General features: G+C 36.6%; 15 protein-coding genes. 14 read left to right on the forward strand and 1 reads right to left on the reverse strand.

The genetic code is table 11. From position 1 onward, the window contains the following. The first annotated feature begins 28 nt into the window (after positions 1 to 28). The 4 genes from DS745_RS12090 to DS745_RS12105 all read left to right on the forward strand — a co-directional run bounded on the left by DS745_RS12090 (position 29) and on the right by DS745_RS12105 (position 7,291). Entirely contained in the window at positions 29 to 478 is a 450-nt protein-coding gene (locus DS745_RS12090; protein WP_129078504.1) for an NUDIX hydrolase, read from the forward strand. Between the two features lie 530 nt (positions 479 to 1,008). Continuing rightward, positions 1,009 to 3,369: a bifunctional diguanylate cyclase/phosphodiesterase gene (locus DS745_RS12095; RefSeq protein ID WP_129078505.1), complete on the forward strand. Its 2,361-nt coding sequence runs from the start codon at positions 1,009 to 1,011 to the stop codon at positions 3,367 to 3,369. 150 nt (positions 3,370 to 3,519) lie between these two features. Then, positions 3,520 to 5,748, forward strand: coding sequence for a GGDEF domain-containing protein (locus tag DS745_RS12100; protein WP_129078506.1), 2,229 nt, complete (start codon positions 3,520 to 3,522; stop codon positions 5,746 to 5,748). Positions 5,749 to 5,869: 121 nt separating this feature from the next. Next, positions 5,870 to 7,291: a hypothetical protein gene (locus DS745_RS12105; protein WP_129078507.1), complete on the forward strand. Its 1,422-nt coding sequence runs from the start codon at positions 5,870 to 5,872 to the stop codon at positions 7,289 to 7,291. 94 nt (positions 7,292 to 7,385) lie between these two features. Here DS745_RS12105 and DS745_RS12110 read toward each other — a convergent pair whose 3' ends face one another. Next, on the reverse strand, positions 7,386 to 7,586 hold the full coding sequence (locus tag DS745_RS12110; protein ID WP_129078508.1) for an alpha/beta-type small acid-soluble spore protein: 201 nt from the start codon (positions 7,584 to 7,586) through the stop codon (positions 7,386 to 7,388). 255 nt (positions 7,587 to 7,841) lie between these two features. Here DS745_RS12110 and DS745_RS12115 point away from each other — a divergent pair, with 255 nt between their 5' ends. The 10 genes from DS745_RS12115 (at position 7,842) to DS745_RS12160 (ending at position 19,773) form a co-directional block, all read left to right on the forward strand. After that, a complete protein-coding gene (locus tag DS745_RS12115) occupies positions 7,842 to 8,831 on the forward strand; it encodes a sodium-dependent bicarbonate transport family permease (protein WP_129078509.1) in 990 nt (329 codons plus the stop codon). Between the two features lie 235 nt (positions 8,832 to 9,066). After that, positions 9,067 to 9,288 (forward strand): YdbC family protein, encoded by a 222-nt coding sequence (locus DS745_RS12120; RefSeq protein WP_129078510.1) that lies wholly within the window; start codon positions 9,067 to 9,069, stop codon positions 9,286 to 9,288. 670 nt (positions 9,289 to 9,958) lie between these two features. Continuing rightward, positions 9,959 to 10,252, forward strand: coding sequence for a transposase (locus DS745_RS12125; protein WP_129077324.1), 294 nt, complete (start codon positions 9,959 to 9,961; stop codon positions 10,250 to 10,252). Next, positions 10,252 to 11,148, forward strand: a complete 897-nt coding sequence (locus DS745_RS12130; protein WP_241657731.1) for an IS3 family transposase — start codon at positions 10,252 to 10,254, stop codon at positions 11,146 to 11,148. Before DS745_RS12125 ends, DS745_RS12130 begins: the two co-directional genes overlap by 1 nt. Positions 11,149 to 11,636: 488 nt before the next feature. Continuing rightward, complete coding sequence (locus tag DS745_RS12135; protein ID WP_129078511.1) at positions 11,637 to 14,873, forward strand: winged helix-turn-helix domain-containing protein; 3,237 nt, start codon at positions 11,637 to 11,639, stop codon at positions 14,871 to 14,873. A gap of 185 nt (positions 14,874 to 15,058) precedes the next feature. Continuing rightward, complete coding sequence (locus DS745_RS12140) at positions 15,059 to 16,324, forward strand: substrate-binding domain-containing protein (RefSeq protein ID WP_129078512.1); 1,266 nt, start codon at positions 15,059 to 15,061, stop codon at positions 16,322 to 16,324. A gap of 86 nt (positions 16,325 to 16,410) precedes the next feature. Continuing rightward, positions 16,411 to 17,175 (forward strand): ABC transporter ATP-binding protein, encoded by a 765-nt coding sequence (locus DS745_RS12145; protein ID WP_129078513.1) that lies wholly within the window; start codon positions 16,411 to 16,413, stop codon positions 17,173 to 17,175. Then, a complete protein-coding gene (locus tag DS745_RS12150) occupies positions 17,162 to 17,866 on the forward strand; it encodes an ABC transporter ATP-binding protein (protein WP_129078514.1) in 705 nt (234 codons plus the stop codon). The genes DS745_RS12145 and DS745_RS12150 overlap by 14 nt, the downstream gene beginning before the upstream one ends. Positions 17,867 to 17,890: 24 nt before the next feature. Continuing rightward, complete coding sequence (locus tag DS745_RS12155; protein ID WP_129078515.1) at positions 17,891 to 18,760, forward strand: branched-chain amino acid ABC transporter permease; 870 nt, start codon at positions 17,891 to 17,893, stop codon at positions 18,758 to 18,760. Next, positions 18,757 to 19,773, forward strand: coding sequence for a branched-chain amino acid ABC transporter permease (locus DS745_RS12160; RefSeq protein ID WP_129078516.1), 1,017 nt, complete (start codon positions 18,757 to 18,759; stop codon positions 19,771 to 19,773). The genes DS745_RS12155 and DS745_RS12160 overlap by 4 nt, the downstream gene beginning before the upstream one ends. Positions 19,774 to 19,776 lie beyond the last annotated feature (3 nt).

Genomic DNA, 19,776 nt, shown 5'->3' on the forward strand with positions numbered 1-19,776 from the left:
AAATGTAGATGTGAAGTGGGGTAAACCAATGGGATACATTGAAGAGCTAAGACAGCTTGTTGGCCATAGACCGTTAATATTCGTAGGTTCCGTTGTGGTCATTTTTGACGAAAAGGGAAGAGTGTTATTACAACAACGCCGGTTCCCTAATGGAGTGTGGGGGTTGCCAGGTGGGTTAATGGAATTAGGTGAGTCTACTGAGGACGTTGCTAAACGTGAGGTTTTTGAAGAGACAGGATTACGAATTGACAACTTACAACTAATTAACGTCTACTCCGGACCTGATCAATTTATCGTCGCTGAAAATGGCGATCAATTTTATGTAGTCACGGTTGCTTATCATACAAACCAGTATCAAGGCCCGCTAAAGATTGACGAAACAGAGTCGATAAAACTGGAATTTGTCTATCAGGATCAGTTACCAGAAAAAATGGTGAAAAGCCATAGAGTTATCTTGAATGAGTTTTTTACAAAATAAATTTGGTTAACGTTATTAGGGTGAACATTCAATATTTTGAAACTTCTTGGTCGCCATGCCCGTATGTTTTATAAAAAGTTAACTGGGGTGAAGTAAATGAACAAGCAGGAGAATTATGTGGACGAAAAAAAGAATAGTTTTATTGAATATCTCTTGGATACATTCCCTTCTTTGTTTCTAGAATTTTTGTTTTCTATACCAAGATTTCTAGTTAGTTTGCTGAGGGTTTTCTTCTAGTAGTAGCCTTAGAGTGGTGGGCTTAAATGAAGTTAAGAGGTTTAGTACTGTTTTTTTGGCGTTCGTTACTACTAAGTTCTATTGCAATTCTCTTTAAACCTTGAAAGTGCATAACAGGAGATACAAGGCGATAGGGTTCTACTCTACGTCTTTTTGTCTTTTGCGAACTTTCCCTAAAAAATACAACAAAAGTCGACAAATGTTCCCAATAGTAAAGTATAATAGAGGAAAGGTTATTTTAGAGTCAAATTATTCTAGTAAAATCAGCATGTGGGGATTGGAGAGGCATTTGTGTGAATATTAAATCTATTAGAAGTCAAATGCTCATATATTTTATTGTGGCTTTACTTGCATTATTTGGCTTTCTAATCTACGTAGTTGATAAAGAATTACAAAAGCTACCAGAGCATATGATGCTACAATATCAAGAAATCGCTAATGCGAGAGCGGATGAAATAGATAAAGAACTACATAGTTTTATACAAGAAGTGAAAATGGTTTCCCAGTCTCCGGTTGTACAATCTATGGACCTAGATGTGATTAAAGACTATCTACCTAAGCTTGTCCTTGATGGGCAACATAGAAATATGACCATTGCTAAAACAGATGGGGAAGGTTGGACTACGCTTGGTAATTCCATCGATATTTCTGATCAAGAACAATTCCAGAAGATTATAGTAGAAGGCAATCCTTCTTGGATTTCTCAGCCATTTATTAGTCCTTATGCAGACACAGATATCCCCATCATCATCATTTCTCATGAAGTTAAGAGAAATGAAGAGATTGTTGGACTTGTAAATATTGTAATCAGTAATGAGTTCTTAAATAAAGTGGTTCAAAACATCAATTTAGGTAATACAGGACTTGCATGGATTGTTGACAGAGAAGGAAATATTGTTGCTCATGCAGACAGTTCAGTCGGATTTAACCGGCATATCTCAGAGTTTATTCCCAACAATCATACCTATACAGAAGCATTCAATCCAGGTAATGGCTTAGGCTGGCTACAGCATAATAATGTTCAAGGTAAAGAAATAGTGACTTTTTATAAAAGTATGGATAGTTCTCCTGGATGGACGTTATTATTATCCATTAACAATGAAGAATTGCTAAAAGAAGTAAGCAATGCACGCGTAAGCATTATTTTGTTCTTTATTTTAGGCATTGTCTTAATGAGTATCTTCGCTTTTTATTACACTACAACGATTTCAAAACCGATTTTGCATTTAAAAAAGGTATTTGAAAAAGCAGAAACAGGAAACTTAAATGTTGTCGCAGATGAGACAGTTAAAAATGAAGTAGGAGCAGCAGCGAAGAGTTTTAATAAGATGCTCACTCAGCTAAGGAAACTTACCTATCGGGACTCACTAACAAATTTACACAACCTTAATGGTTTTTTACTAGAATTACCTGACCGAGCAAAGCAGTTGAAGAAGAAGTATTCCAATATTGCTATTGTTGTCGTTTCGTTAGATGATTTTAAACGCATCAACAGTATCAGTGGTTATACAGGAGGCAATCTGGTTCTATTAAAACTAGCTAAGCTATTATCGGAGTTCGTTAAAGAGGAAGAAGGCTTAGGAAGGTACTTTGGAGACGAATTTATCTTATTGTTAAAGGGCGACTCTTTAGAGAAGATCGAAGAAAGAATTCAGTTGCTATGGGATAAATGTAGTACGGAAATGACAATCAATGATACTGAGTATCGTCTAAGAGTTTCAATTGGAGTTGCGATAACTGATAATCCTCTCATAAAGGTTGAGGACATTGTAAATGAAGCGAACATCGCCAAGGTCCAAGCAAAAAAACAAGGCGGTAATCGTTATCAGTTTTTTGATCAGAATATCGATCGGGCAATTAAAATTGAACAAAAAGTAGAGAATGCTTTGTTTCATGCTATTGAAAAAAATGAATTATATTTAGTGTTTCAACCAATCGTCGATTTAAAAACAAATACGATTATTGGTACAGAAGCATTAATTAGATGGGACCATGACTATTTTAAACAAATAACCCCTCTTAAACTAATAGAAATTGCTGAACAATCGGGGCTAATTGTCGATATTGGAAAATGGGTACTTAGGGAAGCTTTAAAGCAGAATAAAAAATGGCATGATCTTGGTTACTCGTCAATGTTTGTATCTGTTAACATTTCTGCAATTCAATTTGATCAACCTAACTTTGTCTCTATGGTAAAATCAATCTTAGAAGAAACGTCAATGTCGCCGGAATTTCTAGAGTTAGAGGTAACTGAAACGAATGCGATGACAATGGTAGATGAAAAACTTGCGAAGATGAGTAAGTTAAAAGAGATGGGAATTCGAATTGCCATTGATGACTTTGGGACTGGATATTCTTCATTAGCATATTTTACCAGATTCCCAATTAATACACTGAAGATTGATCGTTCATTTGTAAATGAAATTTACCATGATGAAAATGCGAAAACAATTATTACAACAATCATTAACATGGCAAAAACGATAAATATTGCAACCACAGCAGAGGGCGTAGAAACTTTCGATCAAGTTAAGTTTCTGGAGGAACAGGGGTGCGATAAAATTCAAGGATTTTTAATTAGCAGGCCGGTAAATCCAGAAGATATTGAGGAATTATTTAAAAATAAAGAGCTAAGTAAGAGAATCGAGGCTTAGAAAATTTAAGCCTTATTTTTTTAATTGGAATTTTTTAAAAAATATGACTAATTAAGAGAAAAGTAGTATAATTACATAGGTATACAAACTAAATTAATTATTTACATTTACTATATAAAATTTAAGATTCGGTTTGTGGAGGGAAGACACTTGGACGAAATAGTAAAAGAATATGAGCCCCTACTCATTGACTGTGGTGAAACAGAGGAAAAAATACAGTTATTAAACAAACTTTCAGAGGAATTGGAACGTCGCAAACCTCTTCACTCACTAGCTTTATCGGAAAAGGCCTTAGAACTTTCAATAGAAGATGGGTACGAAAAAGGTACTGTGAAAAGTCTATTGCACATTGGTAGAAGTTTATGGCTAACGGGAGAGCTTGAAAAAGCACTTGAACGGTTACTAGACGGATTAACTAGGGTTAGAAAGCTGAATGATGAGCTTGAATATGAGGTAGAATTTCTTAATGCCTTAGGAAACGTAAATCTATATACAAAAATATATGATCGTGCCCTTGAATACTACGGACAAGCCTTAAATTTAGCGACAGCTATTAAGTATGACAAGCTAATTGCCGGATTATTGAATAATATTGGTGAAATTCATTACCAACTACATGACTACACGATCTCTTTAAAATATTATGAGGATAGTCTGAAGAAATTCGAGGAACAAGGTGACAGAGTTGCTCAAACTGTTCCTTTGATTAACTTAGGTGCAGCAAATTTAAGCATTGAAAACTATGCTGAAGCAGAAAAGTATTTCCGTCGTTGTTTACAGATCAGTATTGAAGAAAAAGATGGTTTACGTGAAAGTGGTGTCTTGCACCAACTAGGTAGGCTGGCATATAAAAGGGGTAATTTACAAGAAGCTGAGGACTTTTATGAACAATGTGTGCAATTAAATCGTGAAGTTGGAGATGCATTCTTAGATGTTGAGCTTTACATCGATTATTATTACTTAGCAAGAGATTTGAATGATGTTGAAAGAGGGATTACTTACCTTAATCAAAGCTTAGAGTTTGCAGAGAAAATTAAGGCAAAAGCCTTTATTAGCAATATCTGTTCTTTACTTGCAGAATGCTATGAAGACGTAGGAGATATAAATAAAACAATCTTCTATTATAAGAAGTTCCATAATCAAACAAAGGAAGTAACTAGATTAGAACAAGAAAGTAAGCTACGTGGTGTTGCCGTTCAGTTAAAAGCTGAAGAATCGCAACGGAAAAATAAAGCTTTTGAAATTTTAACCAAAGAACTAGAGCAAAAAACACAGGAGCTATCTAGGTCATACTCACAGATGAAGATTATCAGTGAAATTGGACAAAGTATTACTTCCACCTTAGATGTAAAGAAAGTCTTTAGAAGAATTTACGAAAGCATTAACAGCTTAATGGATGCTACTGTTTTAGGTATTGGTATTTACAACAAACAAAAAGAAGCTATAGAATACAAGCTTTACATTGAAGAAGGAGAAAACGCACCTGTTTTTGATATCCCTATTCGTAGTAAATCTAGCTGGGCAGTTTGGTGCTTTAAGAATAAGCAGGAAATTATGATAAATGATGTCGAACGTGAATATTCAAAATACTTAGAGGGAATGGCAAGTACCTTTGGTAAGATTAGATCATCGATTATCTTCTGTCCACTAATTTTAGAGGAAGAAATTATTGGTGTCGTTACGGTTCAGAGTAAAGAGAAGAATGCATATGACCAACACGCATTAGACTCAATTCGAGCCCTAGTTTCCTATATTGTTATCGCTCTTAACAATGCTGAAAAGTCGCAAAAGCTAGCTGAAGAAATTACAATTAGAAAACAATCTCAAGTCGAACTAGTGGAGTTAAATAATAAATTAATTAAAATCTCAGAACTTGATGGTCTTACTGAGATTGCAAACCGTCGAAGGTTTGATCAATTGTACATTGAAGAATGGGAACGCGCGAGAAGAGATCAATTACCATTGTCTGTTATTTTAATCGATGTAGATCAATTCAAAGAATACAACGATCATTATGGACATCAAGAAGGGGATCAAGTTCTATGCTCTGTTGCCAAGACATTAAAAAGTGTTCCGAAACGTCCAACAGATTTTGTAGCAAGATATGGTGGAGATGAGTTTGTGGCAGTCATTCCAAATACCGATATTGAAGGTGCAATAAAGGTAGCAGAAAATATGATCAAAAACATCGTCTCATTACAAATCAGTCATGAGTATTCTAAGGTAGCCAACTATATTACCTTAACGGTTGGAGCCTCAACAATCACTCCCCAATTGGGAATGGATCGAGAAGAGCTTCTTCGTATGGCGGATAAGGCCTTATATAGAGCAAAAGAAAATGGACGGAATCGAGTAGAGCATTTTGCTAGAGAAAATTAAAGACCGACTTAAAAACTTACCTGAATAGGTGAGTTTTTTTGTTTTTAGTAGTCTCACCAAACTAGGCATGTGTGCATAGACTAATCCAACTCTGTGCGAGAGAATAAAGGGGGACAACAAGTTGGAATTAACTCTAGCTCACTGGCTTTACGGTATAGTTACCTTCATTATTATATTGACAATGATTTTTAGAAAAGGGGTTGTATTACCGACCCTATTAGGAACGTTTTTAGTAGCAACGGTTTACAACCAAAGTATTGTCAGTGGTTTTACATCTGTTTTTAACGCAAATTTAACAGCGGCCCAGGAATTATTTAGTATTTTTCTAATCATTACCTTCATGGTAGCGCTGCTTCACTCGTTAAAAGATTTGGGTTCAGATAAGCAAATGATTACACCGATTCAAAGATTTATGACGAATGGGCATGTTGCCTATTTTATTCTTATTGGGATTACCTTCATCATCTCATTATTTTTCTGGCCAACGCCTGCAGTTCCTTTAATATGTGCACTTTTAGTTCCAGCAGCTGTAAGAGCAGGTCTACCTCTCATGGGCGCTGCTATGGCGGTAGCATTAGCGGGTCAAGGTATGGCGTTATCGTCTGACTATGTAATGCAAGTTGCCCCTGGTTTAAGTGCAAGATCGGCAGGACTTGATACGGCCCTTGTTGCTGATAAAGCATTAGTGTTATCACTGATTTCTGGTGGTGTTGCAATCCTGATTGCATACCTTACTATACGTAAGAAGATGCGAAAGCCCGATCATCCAATGATCGAAAAGGAACTAGCAGCAGTTCAAGGTAAGGAAAAAAAGGATCGAGAACCCTCAGAACCTACATCTAGATGGACGAAAGTGTTTGCTGTATTAGTGCCACTTTCAATGCTAGTCGTGATGATTTATATGATCTATACAAAGGCTAGCGGTGGTAGAATGGGAGGCTTCGAAGGTGGTGATGGTGCGGCATTTATTGGAGGTGTTGCAGTTCTTCTATTAGCACTTGCGACGATCACCTACAACAAAATGCAATCGTTAGAGCGAATTAGTGAGCATATCACAGATGGCTTTGTATTTGCCTTTAAAGCAATGGGGCCTGTTATACCGATTGCTGGCTTCTTCTTCCTTGGTAGTGGAGAATTCTCAGGAAGCATTCTCTCTATCGGTGAAGAAGCACCACCAGCTTTCTTATTCGACCTTGTTCAGTCAGCCCAAACATTCATACCAGAAAATGCAATATTGACAGCCTTTGGTATTTTAATAATTGGAATTATTACTGGTCTAGATGGGTCAGGTTTTTCCGGCCTTCCGTTAACAGGTGCTTTATCGAGTGCATTTGCCTCTAGTTCAGTAGACGCCTCAACATTAGCTGCAATTGGGCAGATGGGTTCAATTTGGACTGGTGGAGGGACATTAATCGCCTGGTCTTCACTTGTTGCAGTTGCAGGGCTTTGTGGAGTTTCTGTTATGGACTTGGTACGAAAAAACTTCTTCCCGGTAATTATAGGGTTAATTGTTTCAACAGTTGCTGCCTTACTAATATGGTAGGCTGAAATAATAAAAGAAAGGCAGGGGTAGTCCCTGGCCTTTCTTTTGTAGTTAGAGAGAGTTTGTTCTAACTAGTGGAGGTAGGTATAACAAATTAACGTGCCATTTGTTGTTGAGCCATTTGTACAAGGCGCTTAGTAATTTCTCCTCCAACAGAACCGTTGGCACGAGAAGTTGTGTCAGCTCCAAGTTGTACACCGAATTCCTGTGCAATTTCATACTTCATTTGGTCAAGAGCTTGTTGTGCACCAGGTACTACAAGCTGATTGCTGTTATTTGAGTTGTTGTTTCTCATCCTAATCGACCTCCTTTCGTATGTTGTGAGTTTAGAATATGTAGATAACAAGTTTCTATACGTTCATAGAAATATTTTTTGAGTGGTAAAAATTAGAAAGTTGTACAAGCCTTGATATTTATGAGATTGAGGCAATAATAATGTTGATAAAGAAATAATTTAGCAGATAAAAGTTTGTGAATGTAGACGAGCCTAAGGCAGTAATGGTATTGTTGAAATAAGTTTTTTGAATATTTAGCTTAAAGGAGTGTTGAGATGGGACAAATTGTTGAAATTGCTTATGCAAACTTATTGTCGCCAATGATCTTATTTTTTCTAATTGGTATTGTTGCTGTGTTAGTAAACTCGGACTTGAAAGTTCCATCTGCTTTTTATACTGGATACACCATGATCATACTTTTTACTATCGGTATTAAGGGCGGTGTAGAGCTGAGAAATGTATCTTTTATAGATATGTTACCAACAATCCTATCAGCTGTAGTACTAAGTGTTTTAATGCTTTTTGTTACGTATTTTCTTGTTTCTAAGATTTTTAAGTTTTCAATTACTGAATCTTGGGCACTTGCCGCTCACTACGGTTCTGTTAGTGCCGTAACATTTATCGCTGGCTTAGCTTTCCTTGAAAAAATCGAGGTGCATTACGAAGCTTACATGTCTGCTATTCTGGTAGTCATGGAGGGTCCTGCAATAATTCTAGCGATTATTTTTTATAAAATGTATTTGCAAAAACATGGAACAGAAACTAACAATCCTAATGCAAAATTAAGTCATGTTGTTAAAGAGGCATTTTTTGGGAAGAGTATTTTCTTATTGTTAGGTGGTATCTTTATTGGGCTAGTTGCTCATGCGGATGGTCTAACAAAAATAAAACCTTTATTCGGCGACTTGTTCTATGGTTTACTTTGTATCTTCTTGTTGCACATGGGAATGATTGCAACACAAAGTATCAAGAAAATCGAGAAGTTACGGTTAACATCTTTCTTATTTGCCTTTATCTTACCAATTTTTGGCGGAACGTTGGGAATTATTACAGGAAGCTTCATTGGTCTATCAATGGGAGGTGCATTTATCCTGGCAATATTAACAGGAAGTGCCTCATACATCGCAGCACCTGCAGCGGTTGAGCAAGCAATACCAAAAGCGAACTCAGGAATTTATTTAGGATCGGCTCTTGGTTTAACATTACCGTTTAATTTAATTGTTGGTATTCCTTATTTTTACTGGGTAGCTACACTATTTTATTAAGAAAGCTTGAGAATTTTCTCGAGCTTTTTTAGCGAAGTTCAATGAATTTCATAATTCATAAGTATCGCCATTACGTTACTAAATGTAGTTGCGCTAAAACATTCGCAACTACATTTAGTTTGATATGGCTCCATTAGGTAATTATGAAATTCATTCAGTTAGTAAAATTATATGATTAAGGCAAAAATATCTGGTGGCTTGGTGGATGACAAACTTTATTCGGAGGTAAATGATAATGGCTGAGATTAAATATGAAATTGAAGAAACCTTAGGTGAACTATCTGAGAGTGCAAAAGGCTGGAAGAAAGAGCTTAATTTAATAAGTTGGAACGGGCGACCGGCAAAGTTTGATTTACGCGAATGGGATCCTGAGCACAAGAAAATGGGCAAAGGCATAACGTTATCACGCGAAGAAATCGTTGCCTTAAAGGAAATTTTAAATAAAATTGATATATAACTTAGTGGTGAGGCAACTCACCATTTATTTTTTTATTATAATAGTCTAGATCATGAGGGGAATTAAACAGATATCTCTTAATTAATGTAAAGGTTATTCGTGATTAAGAGGGAATTAAACAGGATTTTCCTAAAAATGTAAAAGTTAGTCAAAAACAAGGGGTAATTAAACAGGATTCTCCTAAATAATGTAAAATTTAGTCAAAATCAAGAGTTAATTAAACAGAATTATCCTAAATAATGTAAAAGTCAGTCAAAAAAAAGAGTTAATTAAACAGGATTCTCCTAATTAATGTAAAAGTCAGTCAAAATCAAGAGGGTATTAAACAGGATTCTCCTAATTAATGTAAAAGTCAGTCAAAAAAAAGAGTTAATTAAGCAGTATTCTCCTAATAAATGTAAAAGTCAGTCAAAATAAAGAGGTAATTAAACAAGATTCTCCTAATTAATGTAAAAGTCAGTCAAAAAAAAGAGGGGATTAAACAGGATTCTCCTAATTAATGTAAAAGTCAGTCAAAATCAAGAGGGAATTAAACAAGTTTGTCCTAAATAATGTAAAATTTAGTCAAAATGAAGGGGTAATTAAACATTATTAAAGTTAGTCTAAAAAGTGGACACGTAAAAATGGATATAAAGTATAATACAAATATCATTTAAGAGGACGTGTTCACATGGGGAAACATTATGATCAGGAATATAAAGATTATGTAGCGAAACTAATAGTAGAAGAAGGTAGAAAAATTCGAGAACTGTCATATGAGTTAGAGATTTCCCATTCTACTGTTGGGAATTGGGTTAGAGACTTTAAACAAAGACGTAATACTAGTAGTTCAAAAGAAGAGTATATTACCCCAAAAGAGTTAGAAAAGTTAAAGAAACAACACGAGGCAGAACTCCAAAAATTGAAAGAGGAAAACGAAATATTAAAAAAGGCAATGCACATCTTCACGAAAAACCCCATGTAATCTATAACTTCATCTTTGCTCATAGAGATGAACATACTGTTGTGAAGATGTGCAAAGTACTTGGAGTTTCCACAAGTGGATTTTATAAGTGGGTAGATAAGCAGAATAGTAGTGTTCAATCTGAGAAGGAGACCTACAAAGAAGAAGTTAAACAAAAGATTAAAAAGTCTTATCATCTAAGCATGGGTACTTACGGAAGCCCTAGAGTTCATGATGATCTAGTTGAATGGGGATATACTATCTCAGAAAAAACAGTAGCCCGCCTGATGAAAGAAATGGGTCTAAGAGCTATACCTGAAGAAAAGTATGTCGTGACTACAGATTCTAATCATGATTTAAACGTCTACCCTGACCTGGTTAAGCGTCAATTTAATGTAGATGAACCCAATCGAGTATGGGTCTCTGATATTACCTACATTTGGACTCTAGAAGGCTGGGTTTATTTAGCCAGCATTATGGATCTGTTTTCTAGAAAAATAGTCGGCTGGAGAGCTGAAGCACATATGAAGAAAGAACTTACAATACAAGCCTTGAATATGGCTCTTGTATCCAGGCAGCCACAACCTACAGATCAATTAATTCATCATTCAGACCGGGGCTCTCAATACTGTTCCAATGGTTATATTGATCTGTTAAATAAGCATGAAATTCAAATTAGTATGAGTCGAAAAGGAGATCCTTATGACAATGCATGCATTGAATCCTTTCATGCAAGTTTGAAAAAAGATTTAGTTCATCGAAGACGATTTAAGACACGTAGTGAAGCAGTAAAGGCAATCAATCATTATATTGGTGGTTTTTATAATGAGAGAAGGAAACACTCAACTTTAGGGTATTGTTCTCCTAACCAATTTGAGAGAAAACATAGTCAAGTTGAGTGTAACTCTGTCTCATAAATGGTCCATTTGGTGTTAAAAGTGATTAGTCATGTTTTTGAGTAATCATTTTTAACACCCCACCAAACGAAGTGCGGTAGGTTACCGCCTAAAAAAGTTCCAATTATTTATGTCCACTTTCTTGACAGAACTCCATTATTCTCCTAATTACTGTAAATGTTAGTCGGAATCAAGAGGTAATTAAACAAGTTTGTCCTAAATAATGTAAAATTTAGTCAAAATCAAGAGGGAATTAAACAGTCTTCTTCTAACCAACTGTAAAAATTAGTCGAATTCAAGAGAGAAACACCCCAACAACTATAAAACAACAAATGGTTACATTCACTATCCCAATAGAAGTACTTAAAACTACTAAGTTATTCCACTTTTTCCTAAACCATACTACTAACCCCAACAGAAAGACTCTACCTAACTTATACTTTAAATGTCCAGCTACCAGAATATATGTTAAAATATAGAAAATTAAGACTATTAAAGGGGGATGTTCGGTGCTAAAACGGTATCCTTTAATCAAAACGAAATTTATTCCGCCACTGATCAAAGACACGAATGTATATCGTCCAGAATTGATTAAGAAGATGCGTAGAATATTGGAAGTGCCGATCACGTTAATTCACTCTGGACCAGGCTACGGAAAAAGCTCTTCTATTGCATCTTTTCTTGAAAATCAAAAAGGTCCTTATTGCTGGTACGCGCTTTCGAAACAAGAGGATAATTTCATTCCCTTCCTTGTCCATATGATTTATGCGGTTCAGGTAAGGTATCCCAATTTTTGCAAAGGACTTCTAGAGTACATACTTAAAGAAGAAATTGATAAAGTTGAAGAGGAAATAGAGTTTTTATGTTCAGAGTTTATTAATGAATTAGTAACAATGGAAGAAGAGGTTATCATTGTTTTAGATGATATTCATTACTTAGAGGCATCTGTTACTAGCATTCAATGGTTAAGTGTATTAATTCAATACCTACCAAAAAATATCCACCTTGTTTTATGCGGCAGAATTAGACCTACTTGGGATATTTTAACGAGATTATTAGTACATGGGGAACTAATTGAAATTACTGAAACAGACCTGGCTTTTACCAAAGAGGAAATTGATGTTCTTTTCGTAGACTTTTATCAGGTTGAATTAGATGAATCGCAAATCCACTATGTATATGAATTAACAGAAGGTTGGATCATAGCGATACAGATGATATGGCAGCAATTTAAGATCACTGGTGACCTTGAGGTAAAGCACCATCTAAACATTCGATCGCTTGAAGAACTTTTTCGCTACCTAGCTTTAGAAGTATTTTCAAAGCAAAAAGAAGAAATTCGCCAGTTTCTTTTAGCTACTTGTATTTTTGAAGATTTTAATAGTCCGTTTTGTAATGCTGTTCTAAAGAGAAGTAATTCTCAAAGCGTCATTGATGATTTACTCTCTCAAAATTTGTTCATCATCCCAATTGGCACGAAACAGTATCGCTACCATCCGTTATTCAAAGATTTCTTAATGAAGCAGTTGCGACTTGATAAGGAACTTTTTTACGAATATCAAGACGGGGCGGCTACATATTTTCTAGAGCAAGAAAATTACGAACGGGCCATTTATCATTATCAAGAAATTGATGAAAATAATAAGATTGGTCGCATTTTGGAGGAAACAGGTCAAATGCTTCTCCATCAAGGGAAGATAGAGGCTGTTTCGAAGATGTTAGACAGACTATCAGTAAATGTAAAAATGGAATTTATCAGGCTCTGGTTTATTGAAGGAGAGATAAATCGCTATTTTTGCCATTACGAGAAAGCGCTTACGTGTTATCGGCAGTTAGAGGAGTTAGCTGAGTTGAAAGAGGATTATCTCGCAGGAAGTTTAGCTCATGAGGGAAAAGCAAAAATATATTTGGATACAATTCAACCAGCAAAAGCAGATAATCATTTGAGCCAAGCTATTGCTTTAATCGAGCAAGAACATGAAAACGAAGAGCGGCAAATCCAGCTGTATAGCTTAATGGCTGAAAACCTAGTTAATTTAGGGAAAATGACAGAAGCGATCCAGTGGCTTAACAAGTGTAAGTCTGTCAAAGAAGATTTCATCAAAGTAGAGTTAGAGTCCCGCTATTTTTTACGCATTGGAAAGCTGCAAGAAGCAAAACTATTGCTTGAAAATGTAACTGCTCAATCGACTTCAGAAAATCACTTATCCCAGTCTCATCGAGAAACGGATCTGATTTTATCGATCATTTGTTCTTTCATGGGCGAATTAGATAAAGGGAAGCGTTTGGCTGAACGAGCAATTTTGCGAGGGACTTTACGGAAGTCACCATTTGTAGAGGCTTGTGGTTGGATTAGGATGGGGCATGTGGTTCAGTTAAATGAGAAATACAATCATGAGCTAGCGATCCAATGTTATGAAACAGCACTTGGACTTATGGAAAAAATCAAAATGTCTAGAGGGAAGTCAGAAGCATACATGGGTTTAACGGTTTTATATGGCCGGGCAGGGAATTATGAAATGTCACAAAAAATGTCTCTTATGGCGTTAGAAGAGCCTAACCGTGTCAAGGATCAATGGCTAGCGTCATTTGTTTATCTTTCGCAAAGTATCGCTGCGATTTATTGTAATGAGTTAATTCATGCCAAAAATTATTTACATGAAGCATATAAAGGTTTTGAATTATGTGATGGACAGTATGGACGTACAGTGACATTTTTTTGGCAAGGCAAAGTAGCTTTTGAAGAGCAAGACTGGGTAGAATTTCAACTTTGCATGGAGAAATTTATTCAATTTGCTCAAGAATACAATTACGAGTTTTTCATAACTAGGAAAACATTATTCGGTCCTAAGGATCTCCAAATGATTATCCCAATGCTTATTAAAGCAAAGGAATTAGGGATAAAAGCCGCAAATCGATATCTAACGACATTGGGACTTGATGGTTTGACCTTTCATCCTGGGTACTCGATAAAGGTAAAGACATTGGGCGATTTTCAAGTGTGGTTAGGCAATGAAAAAATTCATGATCGCAGCTGGAAACGAGAGAAAGCGAAAGAATTATTTCAGTTACTTGTGACCTATAAATCTAAGATGTTACCAAAAGAGGAAATTTTATCGCTACTATGGGGGGATCTTGATCAAGAAGCAGCTCAAAGAGATTTTAAGGTTGCTCTAAATGCGCTAAACAAAGCAATTGAGCCTGAACGACAAGTGCGCAGTAATCCATTCTTTATACAGCGAGAAGACTCACTATATGGTTTAAATCGGGAAGCGGTTTTAGAAGTTGATGCGGAGGTTTTTGAAGCAACAATCGAGAGAGGTCTAAAAGAACCGGGCAAGAAAGAGGCAATTGAGTTACTAACCCAGGGATTAACTTTATACGAAGGTGATTATTTGCCGAGTCGTCGTTATGATGACTGGTGTGTCGAAGAACGAGAAAGATTACTAGTCTTGTACTTACGTGGAGCTGAGCTACTCGCCCAGCTTTACATCGAAACCAAATCGTATGACGAAGTAATTTATTGGTGTGAGTCCATCCTTAATAAAGATGCTTGCTGGGAAGAGGCTTATCGACTGTTAATGTACGCTTATTATCAAAAGAAAAATCGTGCCTACGCTTTGCGTATTTATGATCGATGCGTAAAGCAGCTTCAAGAAGAATTAGGGGTTGAACCAATCCAGGCGACAAAACAGTTTTATCGAAAAATAAAAGAAAATCTACCCGTTGAATTAGGAACAAGTTAACAGTATGTCCAAGATGTACTGTTTCTTTTCTGTAACTAAATTGTAACTACTTAAAACTATAGTAACAGTAGTAATAGGTTAAAGGGTTCTAGTACAAAGAAAAAGAAGCAAAGAAATTTGCCTGTAACTAATTTGTAACTAGTATCCAGGATAATGTAGATAATTCAAAAAAAGGGGGATTTTAAATGAAGGCAAGGAAAACTTGGGTAGGCTTCCTATTTGCACTAATCTTTTTACTTTTTCTAGGGGCATGTAGCTCGAACGAAACAGGAAGTAATGATGACAAGAAAGCAACTAACGAATCGCCGAAACCGACGACTGAAGTGAAGCAAGAGGAGAAAGAAGTTGTCAAGATTGGCTTACTCACATCATTAACTGGGGCACTTGAGGCTTATGGAGCTCAAACGGTGAAAGGTTTTGAGTTAGGACTTGAATATGCGACAAATGGAACTATGGAAGTGGCAGGTAAGAAAATTGAATTTATTATTGAGGATACAGAAACACAAGCGGATGTAGCTGTGCAAAAAGCTACAAGATTACTAGAGGATCATAAAGTAGATTTCGTTGTTGGATCTTCTTCTTCAGGTGATACGTTGGCTGTATTACCGTTAATGGAAGAATACAAAAAGGTTATGATTGTAGAACCAGCAGTAGCAGACAGTATTACAGGTGCTAACTGGAACAGATACATCTTCCGAACTGGTCGTAGTTCATCACAGGATGCTGTTGCAGGTGCGGCAGCAATTGCTAAAGAGGGTGTAAAAATTGCTACATTAGCTCAAGACTTTGCTTTTGGTCGCGATGGGGTAGCTGCATTCAAAACAGCTGCTGAAGCTCTAGGTGCAACTCTCGTTCATGAGGAATTTGCTGATCCAGCTGGTGTTGATTTTTCTTCAAATATCCAACGTATTATTAATGCTCAGCCAGATTATTTATTCGTTATCTGGGCAGGTGCAAACAACCCTTGGGGTCAGTTAGAAGATATGAGAGTTCAAGAAAGAGGAATTAAGTTATCTACAGGAGCTCCAGATATCGCGGCGCTTCGTACAATGGAAGATATGATTGGAATGGAAGGATTTACAGTTTACCATCACAGCTTACCAAACAATGCTGTAAATGATTGGTTAGTAGCAGAGCATGCGAAACGTCATAATGGCGAAATGCCAGACTTATTCACTCCAGGTGGTTTTGCTGCAGCAATGGCAATTGTCGCAGCTCTAGAAAAAACAAATGGAAATGTGGATACGGATACTCTAATTTCAGCTATGGAAGGTATGACGTTTGAGACACCAAAAGGACCAATGACATTCCGCCCTGAAGATCATCAAGCACTGCAAACGATGTATTCAATTAGATTAGAGAGAAAAGATGGTTTTGATTATCCAGTGCCAGTGTTAAAACGTGAGCTTTCTCCAGAAGAGACAGCACCAGCAATTCAAAATAACCGATAACATGTATTGAAAATATGTGGGAGCACGATGACGATAAAACGACGTGCTCCTCTTTTTTAACAGATATGAAAAAGAGGTGAGTGAATTTGGATACGATTTTAGAAACAAAAGAGCTAACCATTGCTTTTGGCGGACATGTGGCTGTAAGTGAGGTCAATATTCAAATTGAACGAAATAAATTAAAATCGATTATTGGTCCAAATGGTGCCGGTAAAACAACATTTTTTAATATGATTAGCGGGCAATTGAAACCGACAAAAGGCCAAGTGGTATTTAAAGGAAAAGACATTACCAAGATGTCACCTACTGATCGAACGAGAATGGGAATTGGGAGATCGTTTCAGATTACAAATGTTTTTCCACACTTAACCTGTCATGAGAATGTTCGTTTAGCTGTGCAATCGCAAAAAGGAATTTTTTATAACATGCTTTCACATTTTACTAGTTTAAAAGAAGTCAACGACAAGGCAACAAAGTTTTTAGAAACGGTCTTACTAGACAATAAAGCCCAAGAGCTAGCAGTTAATTTGGCTCATGGTGAAAAGAGGAAGTTGGAAATTGCCATGCTTTTGGCGTTAGAGACAGAAGTGTTACTCCTAGATGAACCAACTGCTGGTATGTCGTTAGAAGAAGTTCCAATGATCCTCGATGTCATTCGGAAAATTCGCGACGAACGAAAACGTACGATTGTTTTAATTGAACACAAGATGGATATGATCCGTGATTTATCTGATAGCATTATGGTTTTGTTCCATGGAAAATTACTAGCTGACGGTGACCCAGAAGAAATTATGAAAAATGAGCAAGTTCAAAAAGCGTATTTAGGGGGGTTACACAATGACGCTTCTTAAAGTAGATAATATTCACACATACATTCAACAATATCACATCTTACAAGGTGTTTCCTTTGAGGTCCATAAAGGGGAAGTAACCGTGTTGTTAGGTCGAAACGGTGCTGGGAAAACAACCACGCTTCGATCGATTATGGGGTTAAATCCAATTAAATCAGGAAGTATCACCTTTAAGGGAGAAGAAGTTCACGCTTGGCCGACACATAAGATTGCCAATGCCGGAATTGGTTATGTACCAGAAGATCAAGGAATTTTTGGAGCATTAACCGTAGAAGAAAATATGAAAGTTGCGATGAAGAAAAAAGACGAAGCGACACTAGAGAGAATGGACTGGATCCTTGATTTATTCCCAGATTTAAAGAAGTTTTGGAAAAAGAACGGTGGTCATTTAAGTGGGGGACAAAAGCAAATGCTCTCAATTGCAAGAGCTTATATTAACGACAACGAAATGCTTCTCATTGATGAACCAAGTAAAGGTTTAGCACCAATTATTGTCGAGAAAGTTATGGATTCGATCATTCAAATGAAAGAAAAAACAACGGTTGTTCTAGTAGAACAAAATTTTATGATGGCAAGTGCAATTGGTGACCGCTTCTATATTATTGATGATGGTCATTCTGTACACAACGGGTTAATGGAAGAGTTAAAACAAGATGAAAAATTAAAACGACAATACTTAGGGATTGCTTAATTTATATAAAGGTAGGTGAAGGCTATGGAAATGTTTATCAATATTACAATTAACGGGTTAGCTACAGGGATGCTAATCTTTTTATTGGCAGCGGGGTTAACACTAATTTTTGGTTTGATGGATGTCTTAAATTTTGCTCACGGAGCGCTGTTTCTATGGGGAGCTTATGCGGGAATTTGGACGTACACAACGTCAGGAAGCTTTATATTCGGAATTATTGCCGCTATCGTGGCTTGTTGTATCTTAGGTTATTTATTAGAGAGGTTTATTGTAAAGCCTGTGTATGGAAATCATATTCAGCAAATTCTAATTACTTTAGGAGCTATGCTCGTGTTAAGTGAGCTAGTAAAAGTAGTTTGGGGACCAAACATTATTCATGCACGTGCACCGGAATGGTTGCGAGGTAGTTGGGAAATAGGTGGGATTTTTCTAATCAAATATCGTGTTTTTATTATCATCGTTGGGTTAATTGTTTTTGCAGGTTTATTGTTTCTTTTAAACCGTACAAAGCTTGGGCTGGTAGTAAGAGCTGGAGTTATGGATAAAGAGATGGTTCAAGCGTTAGGGATTAACATTCGTAAAGTTTTCTTATTTGTGTTCATTCTTGGTGCTGGGATGGCAGGACTAGGTGGAATGTTGTTTGGTCCTTATTCAGGTGTTATTTACGCAGAAATAGGCTTAGAGTATGGGATCCTGGCCTTTATTGTTGTAGTTATAGGTGGTATGGGTAGTGTTCTAGGATCAATGATAGCTGCTTTGTTAGTTGGAATATTAGGTTCGTATGCAGCTTATTTCCTACCAGAGATTGCTTTAGCAGTTAATTTCCTACTGATGATCTTTATTCTAGTCTTTAAACCTTCTGGAATTATGGGGATGAAGGAGGCATTAAAATGAGCCGCCTAAAGCAGTTATCAAGATTTAAATTAACGTTATCAGTCGTAGCCGTTGGATTATTGATGTTTCCATTTATAAATGACTCGAGAACAGCAATGATCATGCTAACGAAAATTTTTATATTCGCTGTTTTTGCGATGAGCTATGACTTACTTTTAGGATATACCGGTATCGTTTCGTTTGGGCACGCGATGTATTTTGGGATTGGGGCTTATACGGTTGCCTTATGTTTAAAAGCATTTGGTCCAACAATCCCAGTGGTCTTACTTGCAGCACTCATTACAATCGTCTTCACGGCCATTGTTAGCTTTTTGGTCGGTCTTTTAACACTACGCTTGAAGGCGCATTTCTTTGCCATGCTAACCTTAGCCGTGGCTGCCCTATTTTTAGTTGTTGCTGAAAAATGGCGTTCGTTAACGGCAGGGAATGATGGCTTTACATTCGCTATTCCAGAACTATTTCGTGATCGTCTGACGTTTTACATTGTTGCACTCGTATTTATGATCCTTGTCTATTTATTTTTAGAGCGATTTACTCAATCACCGATGGGTCGTGTGCTACAAGCAATTCGTGAAAACGAAGCTCGTGTTGAATCGTTAGGGTATCGTGTGATGCATTATAAAATTACTGCCAATGTGATTGCAGGTATTGTCGCAGGATTAGCAGGAATTTTATATGCTATGAGCTTACGATTTGTGAATACATCAGTGTTTGCTACTGAACTGACGCTCGACGCCTTATTAATTACTATCATTGGTGGGGTCGGAACACTATTTGGTGCCATTGTTGGAGCGGCTGTTATTGAATACGCTAGGCACACGTTGATGGATTTAGCCAGCGTTCATTGGATTTTTGGTCGCTGGGTCATTCTTCTAGGGACAGTATTTATCTTAGTCGTTATGTTCTTCCCTAAGGGGATCGTAGGATCAACAAAACATTGGTGGGAAAAAAGACAGATGAAAAAAGCAAAGGTAACAACATCGGATAAAAATTTCCACCAAGATGTTTCATAGAAG

Origin of the sequence: Anaerobacillus alkaliphilus, assembly GCF_004116265.1 — a bacterium.
Taxonomy (GTDB): domain Bacteria; phylum Bacillota; class Bacilli; order Bacillales; family Anaerobacillaceae; genus Anaerobacillus; species Anaerobacillus alkaliphilus.